The organism is Devosia sp. Root685, from assembly GCF_001427875.1.
Taxonomy (GTDB): Bacteria; Pseudomonadota; Alphaproteobacteria; order Rhizobiales; family Devosiaceae; genus Devosia.
The window spans coordinates 1,276,375-1,290,723 of the sequence record NZ_LMHK01000002.1; the positions used below are offsets into that span (position 1 = coordinate 1,276,375).

A 14,349-nucleotide genomic window follows, 5' to 3' on the forward strand; every position below is an offset into this window, starting at 1 on the left:
CCGGAAAGCCGGGGACACCGGCCCACCAAACGCTCGCTCGCCACATCTGGGAGCACCGCGGGAGGCGCCGGCATCAGCGGGCCGCAAGGCATCGCGTCAACCACGTTGCTCACTGGAGAATGTGAAAATGCAGACCATCGATTTTTCCCCCTTCTATCGCTCCACCGTCGGTTTTGACCGCCTGTTCAACCGTTTGGACACGCTGGGCACCCAGGAAGCGAAATCCTACCCGCCCTATAATATCGAGCGCACCGGCGAAGATACCTACCGTATCTCGATCGCCGTAGCCGGTTTCTCCAATGGCGACATCGCCATCGAAACCAAGGAAAACAGCTTGGTCGTCAAGGGCGCCAAGCCGGCCGAGACCGCCGACAGCAAGCGCGAATTCCTCCATCGCGGCATTGCCGAGCGCGCCTTCGAGCTGCGCTTCCAGCTCGCCGACTATGTGGAAGTCAACGGCGCCACCCTCGAAAACGGCCTTCTGCATCTCGAACTGAAGCGCGAACTGCCCGAAAGCAAGAAGCCGCGCACCATCGCGATCAATGGCAGCGCCGCTACAATCGAGGACAAGTCTGTAAACTGAACTAGAAGTCTCCTCCCTGAGACGATGAAGGCGCGGCCCCCAAAAAGGGCCGCGTTTTTGTTTTTAGGCCCCCCTGAAGTCGCCTATGGAAGGCACCATTCACTCCCACCCACGAGATCAGCCCCTCCCCTTTCAAGGGGAGGCTGGGAGGGGATGCGTGAGCCACCGCCTCGTGGTTTTCAACCCGTCCATGCATGGGAAGGAACGAGTCGCACGCCCTGCCAGTTGAAGATGGACCGAGGCCCATACCCTCAAAAATTCAACCAGCGTCAGGATTCTCCCCGATGAAAACCCCATCCATCGCCCTCAAGGCCAATGCCAAAACCGCCGTAATCGACATTCTCAACGCCCGTCTCGCCGACGCCATCGACCTCGCTCTGATCACCAAGCAGGCGCACTGGAACCTCAAAGGTCCCAATTTCATCGCCGTGCACGAAATGCTCGACCCCATGCGCACCCAGCTCGATGATCACGCCGACACCATCGCCGAGCGCGTCGCCCAGCTCGATGGCATTGCCCTTGGCACCAGCCAGATCGTCGCCAAAGCCTCGAAACTCCCGGCCTATCCCACCGATATCCGCAAAGTGCCCGATCATCTCGCAGCGCTCGCCGACCGTTACGCCGCCCTCGCCAATCAGGTGCGCGAAGATATCGACGCCACCGACGAAGCCGGCGATGCCGACGCGGCCGATATTCTCACCGCCTTCTCCCGCGATCTCGACAAGAACCTCTGGTTCATCAAATCCCATCTCGAATAGGATTTACCGCCCATTAACCATAAAAAGCGCGTCCCCCGGCGCGCTTTTTGCGTTTCGGGCCGCACAATCCTATTGTTTCCTACAGACAAAGTAAGAAAGTCCTATTTTTTGTGGCTTAACTTTGGTGAAAGCGCTTGCTCGCAGTTTGGAATTATGCAAATGTGAAGAGGTTAGGGCAGTGCTTCTGTCCTATCTGACGCGTCGCCCCGCTCTCCGCGGCCAGCAGCGCACGCTGGTTCGGCTGGACCGCTAGACGATAGCGGAAACGAACAGGCGGGACTAATATAGTCCGAATATGAGCGGCCATTTGGATGCAGCGCCGCTCCCCACGCATGGACGATTTGCTCATTCGAGCCGTACTTGGTACGACCCGCCTGACCAACGCGCCCACCTGAGGAAACAAGACTGCATCCAGCGGGCCGGCACCGGCACCATCAGGATGCACACGACATAGCGAACCAAGCCCGGCAACGGGTGCGATCACAGAGCGAGGAATAAAATATGGCCCCCCAGCAGAACGGACACATCTCTCCGGTTTCAGCGAAAGCCAATACTCGCAAAACCACCCTGATCGCCGACGGCAAGCGCGTCCATAGCCGCCCTCAAGCCCAGGGTCTTTATGATCCGGCCAACGAGCACGATGCCTGCGGCATCGGCATGATCGCCAACATCAAGAACCAGCCAAGCCACGAAGTGGTCGAAAAGGGTCTCGAAATTCTCGAGAACCTCGAACACCGCGGCGCCGTGGGCGCTGATCCCCTGATGGGCGATGGCGCCGGCATCCTGGTGCAGACCCCGCATGCCTTCTTCGAAAAGGTGCTGCCCTTCGCCCTCCCGGAAAAGCACCACTACGCCGTGGTGATGATTTTCTATCCCAACATCGTCGCGCTGCGCGACCGCTGCGCCGCCGCCGTCCGCGCCTGCCTTGCAAAGGAAGGCATGAGCCTCCTCGGCGAGCGCGTCGTCCCCACCGACAACAAGAAGCTCTCGGCCGGCGTCATCGCCACCCAGCCGATCATCGAGCAACTGGTCATCGCGCGCCCCGAAGGCCTCACCCTCGACGAGTTCGAGCGCAAGCTCCTGATCGTGCGCAAGGTGATTTCCAACACCGTCTATGCCGAAGTCCCCGAAAGCAACGGCGACAACGGTTTTTACGTCGTCTCCATGTCGGCCCGCACGCTGGTCTATAAGGGCATGTTCCTTGCCGACCAGCTCGGCGCCTTCTATCCCGACCTCCACGACGACGCCTTCGAAAGCGCCATCGCCCTCGTGCACCAGCGTTTTTCGACCAACACTTTCCCAAGCTGGAAGCTCGCGCACCCCTACCGCATGACCACGCACAATGGTGAAATCAACACCATCCGCGGCAACGTCAACTGGATGGCAGCCCGCCAGGCCTCCGTGCACTCCAAGTACTTTGGCGACGACATCTCAAAAATCTGGCCAATCTCCTACGAAGGCCAGTCGGACACCGCCTGCTTTGACAACGCGCTCGAATTCCTCGTGCGCGGCGGCTATCCGCTGCCCCACGCAGCCATGATGCTGATCCCGGAAGCCTGGGCCGGCAATCCGCTGATGGATGAAAAGCGCCGCGCCTTCTACCAGTACCATGCCTCCCTCATGGAACCCTGGGATGGCCCCGCCGCCATGTCCCTCTCGGACGGCCGCTATGTCGTCGCGACCCTCGACCGCAACGGCCTCCGCCCCGCGCGCTATCTCGTGACCAAGGAAGGCCACGTGGTCCTCGCCTCGGAATCGGGCGTTCTGACCATTCCCGACGAAGACATCGTCGAGCGCTGGCGCCTGCAGCCGGGCCGCATGCTGCTCATCGATCTCGAACAGGGCCGCATCATCTCCGACGAAGAGATCAAGGCGACCCTTGCGACCGCCAATCCCTATGCCGATTGGCTCGCCCGCACTCAGATCGTCCTCGAAGACCTGCCCGCCGTCGCCCCCAAGGCCCCCGAGCCGACCGAGGCCCTCCTCGATCGCATGCAGGCCTTTGGTTATACCCAGGAAGACGTCAAGCTGCTGATGGCGCCCATGGCCACCACCGGCCAGGAAGCCGTCGGCTCGATGGGCACGGACACGCCGATCTCGGCGCTCTCCAACAAGTCAAAACTCCTCTACACCTACTTCAAGCAGAACTTCGCGCAGGTCACCAACCCGCCCATCGATCCGATCCGCGAGGAATCGGTGATGAGCCTCGTCTCCTTCATCGGCCCCCGCCCCAACCTCTTCGATCTCGAAGGGCTCTCGACCGTCAAGCGCCTCGAAGTGCGCCAGCCGATCCTGACCAATGAGGATCTCGAAAAGATTCGCGGCATCGGCGAGATCGAGACCAACCAGTTCAAGACCAAGACGCTCGACATCACCTACCCCGCCGCAGACGGCGCGGCCGGGATGGAGGCGGCTATCTCGGCCCTCTGCGAGGCAGCCGAAGCCGCCGTGCGCGGCGAATACAACATCATCATCCTCTCCGATCGCCTGATCGCAGCGGATCGTCTCGATATTCCGACACTCCTCGCCCTCGCCGCCGTCCATCACCACCTGATCCGCAAGGGCCTCCGTACCTCGACCGGTCTTGTGGTCGAAACCGGCGAAGCCCGCGAAATCCACCACTTCGCCATGCTGGCCGGCTATGGCGCCGAAGCCATCAACCCCTACCTTGCCTTCGAAGCGCTGCAGGCGCTCCACGCCGAAGGCAACTACCCCGAAGAAGTCTCGGCCGACGAAGTCGTCTACCGCTACATCAAGTCGGTCGGTAAGGGCCTTCTCAAGGTCATGTCCAAGATGGGCATTTCCACCTACCAGTCCTATTGCGGCGCCCAGATTTTCGACGCGGTCGGCCTCAACTCCGATTTCGTGAAGAAGTATTTCTTCGGCACCGCCACCTCCATCGAAGGCGTCGGCCTCGCTGAGGTCGCCGAGGAAACCGTGCGTCGCCACGCCGAAGCCTTTGGCGACGACGTGGTGCTCAAGAAGGCGCTCGATATCGGCGGCGAATATGCCTATCGCATCCGCGGCGAAAAGCATGCCTGGAGCCCGGATGTCGTCGCCGACCTTCAGCACGCCGTCCGCACCTTCGAAGAGAGCCCCGAAACTGCGCAAGACCGCTACAACAGCTTTGCCGAACGGGTAAACTCGGGCGAAAACGGCTATCTCGCCATTCGCCACCTCTTCGACATCAAGCCCCTCGGCCCCGAAGTCCCGCTCGAAGAAGTCGAAAGCGCCGCGACCATCGTCAAGCGCTTCGTCACCGGCGCCATGTCCTTCGGCTCGATCAGCCGTGAGGCGCATACGACGCTGGCTATCGCCATGAACCGGATCGGCGGCAAGTCGAACACCGGCGAAGGCGGCGAAGAGCCCGATCGTTATAAGCGCCTGCCCGATGGGTCGCAGAACCCTCTGCGCTCCGCCATCAAGCAGGTCGCCTCCGGCCGCTTCGGCGTCACCACCGAATATCTGGTCAATGCCGACCAGATCCAGATCAAGGTCGCGCAGGGTGCCAAGCCCGGCGAAGGCGGCCAGCTGCCCGGCCACAAGGTCGATTGGGTCGTCGCCAAGACGCGCCACTCGACCCCCGGCGTCGGCCTCATTTCGCCCCCGCCACACCACGACATCTATTCGATCGAAGATCTCGCCCAGCTCATTTACGATCTCAAGAACGTCAATGAAGCGGCCGATATTTCGGTCAAGCTGGTCTCGGAAATGGGCGTCGGCACGGTTGCGGCCGGCGTTGCCAAGGCACGCGCCGACCACATCACCATCTCCGGCTACGATGGCGGCACGGGCGCTTCGCCCCTGACCTCCTTGAAGCATGCCGGCGGCCCCTGGGAAATCGGCCTCGCCGAAACCCATCAAACCCTTGTGCTGAACCGCCTGCGTTCTCGCGTAAAACTGCAGGTCGATGGTGGTTTGAAGACCGGTCGCGACGTCCTCATTGGTGCCCTCCTCGGCGCCGACGAATTCGCCTTCTCGACCGCGCCGCTGATCGCCGCCGGCTGCATCATGATGCGCAAGTGCCATCTCAACACCTGCCCGGTTGGCGTCGCCACCCAGGACCCGGTGCTGCGCAAGCGCTTCAAGGGCACGCCCGAACACGTCATCAACTACTTCTTCTTCATCGCCGAAGAATTGCGCGGCCTGCTCGCCGCCATGGGTGCCCGCACGCTCAACGAACTGGTCGGCCGGTCCGACCTGCTCGATCAGCGCCGCGCCGAAGGCCAGTGGAAGAGCGAAGGCATCGACCTCACAAAAGTCTTCTACAAGCCCGAGCCGCTTGGTGGCGACACGCTCTACCACTCCGAGAGCCAGAACCATCACCTCGAAGCCGTGCTCGATCGCAAGCTGGTCGAACTCGCCAAGCCCGCGCTCGAAGAAGGCAAGGCCGTGCAGATCGAATTGCCGATCCGCAGCCGCGACCGCTCGGCCGGCGCCATGCTCTCGGGCGCCCTCGCCAAGAAGTATGGCCATGAGGGCCTGCCCGAGGACACGGTGTCCATCACCCTCCGCGGCACTGCCGGTCAGGCCTTTGGCGCCTTCCTTGCCAAGGGCATCTCGATCGACATGATCGGTGACGCCAACGACTATGTCGGCAAGGGTCTTTCCGGTGGCCGCATCGTCGTCCGCCCGTCCGACAAGGTGTCCTTTGATCCGACCAAGTCGATCATCGTCGGCAATACCGTCCTTTACGGCGCCATCAAGGGCGAGGCCTATTTCCGTGGCATCGCCGGCGAACGCTTCGCCGTGCGCAATTCCGGCGCCATCGCCGTTGTGGAAGGCACGGGCGACCATGGCTGCGAATATATGACCGGCGGTCTCGTCGTCGTCATCGGCCAGACCGGCCGCAATTTTGCAGCCGGCATGTCGGGCGGCGTCGCCTATGTCCTCGACGAGGACGAAACCTTCCGCTCGCGCTGCAACCTCGCCATGGTCGATCTCGAACCGGTGCAGGAAGAAGAAGACCTGATGCGCAAGCTTCACCACCACGGTGGGGATCTCGAATGGCATGGCCGCGTCGACATTTCGGGCGACATGACCAAGCACGACGACGAGCGCCTGCATCAGCTGATCTCGAACCACCTGCACTATACCGGTTCGACCAAGGCCAAGCAGATCCTCGACAACTGGGTCGAAATGCGCCCCAAATTCGTAAAAGTCATGCCCGTCGAATACCGCCGCGCCATCCTCGAGATGGAACGCAAGCGCTCGTCTGGCGCACACGTGGCTGCTGAGTAAGGAGAGAGCAAATGGGTAAGGTAACAGGCTTTCTCGAGATCGAACGTGAAGAGCCGCGCTACGAGCCGGCTTCCGACCGCATCCGTCACTTCGGCGAATTCACCATTCCGATGACGGAAGGTCGCATCGTCGACCAGGCCGCGCGCTGCATGGATTGCGGCGTGCCGTTCTGCCACGGCGATACCGGCTGCCCGGTCCACAACCAGATCCCGGACTGGAACGACCTCGTCTACAACAACGATTGGGAAGAGGCTGCGCGCAACCTCCACTCGACCAACAATTTTCCGGAGTTCACCGGCCGCATCTGCCCCGCCCCCTGCGAGGAAGCCTGCACGCTGAATCTCGAAGACGTGCCCGTCGCCATCAAGACGGTCGAACAGGCCATTGCCGACAAGGCGATCCGCTCGGGCTGGGTCAAGCCACAGATTGCCAAGCAGAAGACCGGCAAGAAGGTCGCCGTCGTCGGCGGCGGCCCCGCCGGCATGGCTGCGGCCCAGCAGCTGGCCCGCGCCGGTCACGACGTTCACCTCTTCGAGCGCGAGCCCAAGGCCGGCGGTCTCCTCCGCTACGGCATTCCCGACTTCAAGATGGAAAAGGAACACATCGACTTCCGCACCACCCAGATGGAAGCCGAAGGCGTCACCTTCCACTATGGCGCCAATATCGGCGTCAACGTGCCGCTCTCCGATCTGCAGCGCGACCATGACGCGGTGCTCCTCTGCGGCGGCTCCGAACGTCCGCGTGAAGTCGATGTCGAAGGCCAGCAGTTCAACGGCGTGCACTACGCCATGCCCTTCCTCGTGCAGCAGAACCGTCGCGTCGGCTACGAAGACGTTTCGAGCGAAGTCCAGCTCACCGCCGCCGGCAAGCATGTCGTCGTCGTCGGTGGCGGCGATACCGCCTCTGACTGTGTCGGCACCTCGTTCCGTCAGGGCGCCATCGCCGTCACCCAGCTCGACGTTCGCCCGATGCCGCCCGAGCTTGAAAACAAGATGACCAACTGGCCCAACTGGGCGGTCAAGATGCGCACCTCGTCCTCCCAGGCCGAAGGCGCCATCCGCGAGTTCTCCGCCGGCACCATGAAGATCATCGGCAATGCCGCAGGCGACGTCACCGGCGTCGAATGCGCTCGCGTCGATCGCAAGCGCCAGCCGATCCCCGGCAGCGAATTCATCATCAAGGCCGACCTCGTGCTCCTCGCCATCGGCTTTGCCGGCCCGGTACACGACGGCATGCTGACCGAACTCGGCGCCGACTACGACAAACGCGGCAACCTCTTTGCCGACACCATGACCTACCGCACCACCAAGCCCAAGGTCTACGCCGCCGGCGACATGCGCCGCGGCCAGTCCCTCGTCGTCTGGGCCATCCGCGAAGGCCGCCAGGCCGCCCGCTCGATCGATTTCGATTTGATGGGCAAGACGGACCTGCCACGGTAATTTTTTTAAAAACTCTCTCCGCCCCGGACGGGGCGGAGAGATCTAGCCCCCAACTCGGCGCAAGAAATTTCACCTCGCGCACCGGCAGATCCCTCCCCCTATCAGGGGGAGGCTAGGTGGGGGTAACCACCTCCGCCTTCGACGGTAACGAGACGCTACCCAATTCCCCCCTCCCGCTACCCTCGACGCTAACAGTCTGCTAACACTTCCGGCGCTCTGTGACTCGGACGTGCCATGACCCAAAAGCCCTACATCGTCGACGAACTGATCTCCGCCAAGGCCATCGCCGCCCGCGTCGAGGCCCTCGCAAAAGAGATTTCCACCCACTTCGCCGACACCGACAAACTGGTCGTCGTCGGGCTTTTGCGCGGCTCTTTCATCTTCATCGCCGACCTCGTGCGCGAACTCGATCTCCCCGTCGAAGTCGATTTCATCGAGGCCTCATCCTATGGAAACGCCATGGAATCGAGCCGCGAAGTCCGCATTCTGAAGGATCTCCGCGGCGAAATCGGCGGCCGCGACGTGCTGGTCGTTGAAGACATTATCGATACAGGCCATACACTTAAGCACGTTCTCGAAATCCTCGAGACCCGCCATCCCCGCCGCATGGAAGTCTGCGCCCTGCTCTCAAAGCCCAGCCGCCGCGAGACCGAAATCGCCGCCAAATGGATCGGCTTTGAAATCCCCGATCGCTTCGTTGTCGGCTACGGCATCGACTACGCCCAGCGCAATCGCAACCTCCCCCACATCGGCGCCGTCCGCTTCACCGAAGAAAATTCTTGAACGCCTGGGATTAAAACCCACGCCCCGGTGTTCCTCTCTTTGCGGGCCGCACAATGCGCCCGCCAAGAGGAGACACATCATGATCCTGCGTTCGCTTCTCGCCGGTGCAGCGGCCCTCGCCCTCATCGTCGCCCCGACCTTCGCCACCGACTATCTCGGCGGCGCGGTCAAGTCCGTTGATATTGCTGGCAAATCCGTGCTGACCGACACCAATGGCATGACCCTATACATCTTCGACAAGGACACTGCCGGCGTCACCAATTGCTACGACACCTGCGCCGAAAAGTGGCCGCCGCTCTTTGCCGACGCTTCGGCCAAGGCAGAAGGCGACTTCACCCTCGTTGATCGCAAAGACGGCACAAAAATGTGGGCCTACAAGACCATGCCGCTTTACTACTGGTACGAAGACATGGCCCCCGGCGACGTCAAGGGTGACGGCGTGGGCGGCGTCTGGCATCTTGCGATCGAGTAAGAGCGAGGCCTCTTTTGGTCGACATTCTGCACGAGATCGAAGCCGCCGTGCCGGCGCTCAGGCGTTACGCCCGGGCGTTGACGCGCGACTTCGACCGCGCCGATGACCTCGTGCAGGATTGCCTCGAACGGGCGCTGGCCAAGCGCGGCCTCTTCCGGCCCAAAGGTCCGGTCCGCGCCTGGCTCTTCACCATTCTGGTCAATGTCCATCGCAACAGCCTCCGCGGCGCCCGCCGCCGCGGTGACATGGTGGATTTTGCCGATATTGCCGAGCCATCGGTGCCGGCGCCACAACCCGGCCATATGGCGCTGGCCGAACTCGACCGCGCCATTGGCACCCTGCCGCACGAACAAAAGGAGGCCCTGCTACTGGTCACTCTCGAAGGCCTTCCCTATGCCGAGGCAGCCGCAATTCTCGACATTCCCCTCGGCACGCTGATGAGCCGGCTCGGCCGCGCCCGCGCCGCCCTCAAGGCAATGACCGGCACCCCTTCCGAACCGCATTTAAGAACCGTGAAATGAGCGAGATCACCCGCGACACATTGATGGCTTATGCCGACGGCGCGCTCTCCCCCGCAGAGCGGGCGGAAGTGGACGCCTATATGGCCGATCGCCCCGACGCCGCCGGCGAAGTCGCCCTGATGCAGCGCCAGGCCAATGGCATTCGCACGCTCTATGGACCAATCTCTGCCGAACCGGTGCCGCCCCGTCTCTCGGTCGAAAAGCTGCTGCAAACTCAGCAAAAGCGCCGCGGCCGCGCATGGATGCGCCTTGCCGCTGCCGTCATTTTTATTGGTCTTGGCCTGGGCTCCGGCTGGCTGTTGCGCGGCCAGATGGATGTACCAAACATCGCCGATCGCCTCATCGCCGATGCCGTCAGCGCCCATACCGTTTATGTGTCGGAAAACCGCCACGCCGTCGAAGTCGGCGGCGCCGATAGCGAGCACCTGTCCTCCTGGCTGTCCAACCGTTTGCAGACGAGCCTCGCCATGCCCGATCTCAGCGCCTCGGGTCTCACTTTCCTCGGCGGCCGCCTCCTCCCCGCCCCCGAAGTCCCCGGCGGCCGCGCGGCTCAACTGATGTACGAAGACGCCTCTGGTGCTCGCCTGACGCTCTATGTCACCCCATCACCCGGCCCTGATACGCCAACTTACGAATTGGCAAATCTCGGCCTCGACACGGCGCTGTTCTGGGCAGACGCCGTCATATCTTGCACCATCACCGCCCCCTACCCGGCCGACAAACTGCAGGAAATCGCCCGTACCGTGTTCACGCAACTGAACCCAGCCACACCCGATTACGAGACTTAAAGCCAGGCTCCCGGTAGCCCCCATGGTGGCATGACATTGAAGCAGAAAGGCCGGGTTTCCCCGGCCTTTCTCGTCTCTTACGCTGCCGCAGCAGCGGTTTTGCGCAGGCGTCGCCGCTCTTCGCGGCGTTCCATTTCGACTTTTGGATCAGGCACCGGCACCGAGGCGATCAACCGCTTGGTATAGTCGTGGTGCGGGTCCATGGTCACCTGCTCGGCCTCGCCGATTTCGACCACTTCGCCGAAATAGAGCACCATGATGCGCTGGGCGATGTGCCGGACAACGGCGATATCGTGCGAAATGAACAGGAGCGAAATGCCCAGTTCCTTTTGCAGATCCATCAAGAGATTGACCACCTGCGCACGGATCGACACGTCGAGCGCCGACACGGCCTCGTCGCAGATAATCAGCTTGGGATTGGTGATCAGCGCCCGCGCAATGCCGATACGCTGGCACTGGCCGCCCGAAAATTCGTGCGGATATTTGTTGATCATATTGGGGAGCAGGCCGACCTTCTGCATCATCTCGGCGACCCGCGTCGCGCGTTCGGCCTTGCTGACATTGGGCATATGGATCTTAAGCGGCTCGGCAATGATATCGCCTGCCGTCATACGCGGATTGAGGGAGGCCAGAGGATCCTGGAAGATCATCTGGATATCCTTGCGCAGACCCAGAAGCTCGTTCGAGTTCATCTTCTGGATATCGCTGCCAAGCCATACCGCCTCGCCCGATGTCGCCGGCAACAGCCGGATGATCGCCCGCGAAAGCGTCGACTTACCGCAGCCGCTCTCACCGACAATTCCAAGCGTTTCGCCCTGATAGAGATCGAAAGAAACGTTCTTGACCGCACGCAGGATTTTCGTGCCGCCAAAAAACCCGCCCGAGCTGATGGTGAATTCCACCGACAGATCACGGACTTTGAGAATAGGTTCGCGGTCCGTCATGCTTCACCCTTTGCGGCCACAAAGTCGTAGGAAACGGTCGAGAGACGCTCCACTTTTCTGTCAAGACGCGGCACCGCTGCGAGCAACCCTTGCGTATAGGGATGTTCGGCCTTGTCGAAAATGTCAGCGGTCTTGCGATATTCCATCACCCGTCCGTCAAACATCACGAGCGTATCCTCGCAGGTACCCGCCACGATCCCGAGATCGTGGGTGATGAGGATGATAGCGGTGTTGAAATCCTCCTGCAGATCGACGAGGAGATCAATGATCTCGGCCTGCACGGTCACATCGAGCGCCGTGGTCGGCTCGTCCGCAATCAGCAGTTCAGGACTGCACAGCAGCGCCATGGCGATCATGACGCGCTGGCGCATGCCGCCCGAAAACTCGTGCGGATACATATGCACGCGGTTTTTCGCGTCGGGAATACGCACCGCTTCGAGCATGCGCACGCTCTCGGCCAAAGCCGCGCTGTGGCTCATGCCCCGGTGCAGTTCGAGCACCTCCGTCATCTGTCGCGAGATGCGCAGATAGGGATTGAGCGAGGTCATGGGGTCCTGGAAGATGATCCCGATGCGCTCGGCGCGATAGGCCCGCAAATCCCGCGTCGGCAGGTTGAGGATTTCCTTGCCGTCGAACATGACCGAGCCGGAGGCCCTGCCGTTCTTGGGCAGGAGCCCCATGAGCGCGAATGCGCCCTGGGTCTTGCCCGAGCCACTCTCGCCGACGATGGCGAGTGTTTTGCCCTTTTCGAGTGTGTAGCTCAGATCCTTCACGGCATGGACGGTGCCATCATGCGTGAGGAAGTCGATCTTGAGATTCTTGACTTCTAGCAATGCCATCGCTCAGCTCCTTACCGGTCTTTCGGGTCGAGCGCATCGCGCAGACCATCGCCGATATAAGTCAGACAGAGCAGCAGGGTGACGAGCACGGCAGCCGGCCCCATCAGCATCCAGGGCAGCACTTCAGCCACTGGCGCACCGGCCGAGATCAGCGTGCCGAGCGAAGTTTGCGGCTCCTGCACACCAAGACCGAGATAGGAGAGGAAGCTCTCGGCAATGATGATTTCCGGGATCGTCAGGGTGGCATAGATCACCACGGGCCCCGAAAGATTGGGCACGATGTGACGCATGATGATGGCGAAGGGCTTTGCTCCGCTCGCCCGCGCTGCTTCGATAAACTCCTTCTCCTTGATGGAGAGGGTCTGTCCACGCACGATGCGGGCCATGGTCAGCCATTCGATGGCCCCGATACCGACAAACAACAGCACCGGATTGCGCCCGAACATCACGACAAGAATGATGACGAAGAGGATGTAGGGGAGCGCATACATGACGTCGACAAAGCGCATCATCAGCGAGTCGACGCGGCCACCGAAATAGCCCGACACTGCGCCATAGATAACCCCGATCGTCACCGAAACAATGGTGGCCACACCCGCCACGATCAGGCTCATCTGCGTGCCTTGCAGCACACGGGCAAGCATGTCGCGACCGTTCTGGTCGGTGCCGAGATAATGGCCCTTGTCGAAATCGGGCGGCTTGCGGATCGCGGTCCAGTCGACCTCAGAATAGCGCCACGGCACGAAATAGGGGCCAATGAAGGCGACGAGAATGATCAGCACAACGATGCCGATCGAGATCACCGCCGCCTTGTTCTTGGAGAGGCGCCGCAAAGCGTCCTGGGTCAGCGAACGGCCCTTGGGCGCGTCGAGTACTGCCAGCTTGTTGGCGTAGTCCGTCAGGACCTGGTCTTTACCGGTAAGGCCGGGCATCAGCGGTACCTCACCTTGGGGTCGAGCCAGGCATAGACCAGATCGACGATGAGATTGAGGGCGAGGATGATGAACATGTAAAGGATCGTCGTGCCGAGCACGATGCCATAGTCGCGGTTGAGCGCGGCGGTCACAAAATACTTGCCGATGCCGGGCAGGCCAAAGATCTGCTCGACGGCCAGCGAGCCGGTGAGGAGATAGGAAAGGCCTGGCCCGAGATAGGACACGACGGGCAGCAGCGCCGGCTTGATGGCGTGCCGCGCGAGGACGAGACGTTCTCCGAGCCCCTTGGCGCGCGCCGTGCGCACATAGTTCGACCCAAGCACTTCAATCATCGAGCCGCGCATGAGCCGGCTGATACGCGCCGCATGCGGCCAGGCAAGAACCGTGATGGGCAGCACGAGGTGCGCAACCGACCCCGAAACCCAGCCACCGGCCGGCAGCCAGTGCAGATGTACGCCAAACCAGAGCTGCAGCAGTGCGGCATTGAGGAAGTTGGGAATGACCACGCCGATCATGACGACCAGCACCAGCACATAGTCAGGCCACTTGTTCTGGTTCACCGCGGCAATGATGCCGGCGAGAATGCCGATAGCCGTGGCGATCACGAAGGCATAGAGCGCCAGGGTCAGCGTGAACGGAAAACCGATGCGGATCAGATCGGCCACCCGGAAGCCGTCAATGACCATCGAGGGGCCGAGATCGCCCTGCAGCAGCCTTCCGACATAGATGAAGTACTGCATGATCAGCGGTTGATCGAGGCTGTAATGCGCCCTCAGATTGGCCAAGACGGTCGGCGGCAGCGCGCGCTCGCCATCGAAGGGCCCACCGGGCGCGAGGCGCAGAATGAAAAAACAGACTGTAACGGCGATCAGTGCAATCGGAATGGCCGAAAGCACGCGCCGGAAGGCATAAGCCAACATGTGTTAGGACTCCAAGGGCATCGGACCGAAACGTGCGAAGCGGTTTTCGGACGAATTCGATGCTCCAATAAACCTCCGAAGCGCCGGACACGGAAAGGCCGGAGGGCGCTATACGGCAAAAGAACC

12 protein-coding genes are annotated in these 14,349 nt (G+C 61.7%); 8 read left to right on the top strand and 4 right to left on the bottom strand.

Annotated elements, in window-relative coordinates:
• Positions 1-127 precede the first annotated feature (127 nt).
• The 8 genes from ASD83_RS14440 (at position 128) to ASD83_RS14475 (ending at position 10,585) form a co-directional block, all read left to right on the top strand.
• The gene (locus tag ASD83_RS14440) at positions 128-583 is read left to right on the top strand and encodes an Hsp20 family protein (RefSeq protein ID WP_056311990.1); all 456 of its coding nucleotides are present in this window, start codon (positions 128-130) and stop codon (positions 581-583) included.
• Positions 584-867: 284 nt separating this feature from the next.
• Positions 868-1,341: a DNA starvation/stationary phase protection protein Dps gene (gene dps, locus ASD83_RS14445; protein WP_056311991.1), complete on the top strand. Its 474-nt coding sequence runs from the start codon at positions 868-870 to the stop codon at positions 1,339-1,341.
• 501 nt (positions 1,342-1,842) lie between these two features.
• Positions 1,843-6,582: a glutamate synthase large subunit gene (gltB, locus tag ASD83_RS14450; protein ID WP_082561198.1), complete on the top strand. Its 4,740-nt coding sequence runs from the start codon at positions 1,843-1,845 to the stop codon at positions 6,580-6,582.
• A gap of 11 nt (positions 6,583-6,593) precedes the next feature.
• Positions 6,594-8,021 (top strand): glutamate synthase subunit beta, encoded by a 1,428-nt coding sequence (locus ASD83_RS14455; protein WP_056311993.1) that lies wholly within the window; start codon positions 6,594-6,596, stop codon positions 8,019-8,021.
• Between the two features lie 234 nt (positions 8,022-8,255).
• Positions 8,256-8,804 (top strand): hypoxanthine phosphoribosyltransferase, encoded by a 549-nt coding sequence (gene hpt / locus ASD83_RS14460; protein ID WP_056311995.1) that lies wholly within the window; start codon positions 8,256-8,258, stop codon positions 8,802-8,804.
• A gap of 79 nt (positions 8,805-8,883) precedes the next feature.
• Positions 8,884-9,276 carry a hypothetical protein gene (locus tag ASD83_RS14465; protein WP_082561199.1) on the top strand — a complete coding sequence of 131 codons (393 nt, stop codon included), beginning with the start codon at positions 8,884-8,886 and terminating at the stop codon, positions 9,274-9,276.
• Between the two features lie 14 nt (positions 9,277-9,290).
• Positions 9,291-9,797: a sigma-70 family RNA polymerase sigma factor gene (locus tag ASD83_RS14470; RefSeq protein ID WP_056311997.1), complete on the top strand. Its 507-nt coding sequence runs from the start codon at positions 9,291-9,293 to the stop codon at positions 9,795-9,797.
• Complete coding sequence (locus tag ASD83_RS14475; protein ID WP_056311999.1) at positions 9,794-10,585, top strand: anti-sigma factor family protein; 792 nt, start codon at positions 9,794-9,796, stop codon at positions 10,583-10,585. Before ASD83_RS14470 ends, ASD83_RS14475 begins: the two co-directional genes overlap by 4 nt.
• 77 nt (positions 10,586-10,662) lie before the next feature.
• On the opposite strand, the gene ASD83_RS14480 is transcribed toward ASD83_RS14475, so the two are convergent.
• From ASD83_RS14480 to ASD83_RS14495, 4 genes are read right to left on the bottom strand one after another with little or no spacing between them, the layout of a single operon-like run.
• Entirely contained in the window at positions 10,663-11,529 is an 867-nt protein-coding gene (locus ASD83_RS14480) for an ABC transporter ATP-binding protein (protein WP_056312000.1), read from the bottom strand.
• Positions 11,526-12,368 carry an ATP-binding cassette domain-containing protein gene (locus tag ASD83_RS14485; protein WP_056312002.1) on the bottom strand — a complete coding sequence of 281 codons (843 nt, stop codon included), beginning with the start codon at positions 12,366-12,368 and terminating at the stop codon, positions 11,526-11,528. The genes ASD83_RS14480 and ASD83_RS14485 overlap by 4 nt, the downstream gene beginning before the upstream one ends.
• An 11-nt stretch (positions 12,369-12,379) precedes the next feature.
• A complete protein-coding gene (locus ASD83_RS14490) occupies positions 12,380-13,300 on the bottom strand; it encodes an ABC transporter permease (protein ID WP_082561200.1) in 921 nt (306 codons plus the stop codon).
• Entirely contained in the window at positions 13,300-14,223 is a 924-nt protein-coding gene (locus ASD83_RS14495; RefSeq protein ID WP_056312004.1) for an ABC transporter permease subunit, read from the bottom strand. Before ASD83_RS14495 ends, ASD83_RS14490 begins: the two co-directional genes overlap by 1 nt.
• Positions 14,224-14,349: the final 126 nt, after the last annotated feature.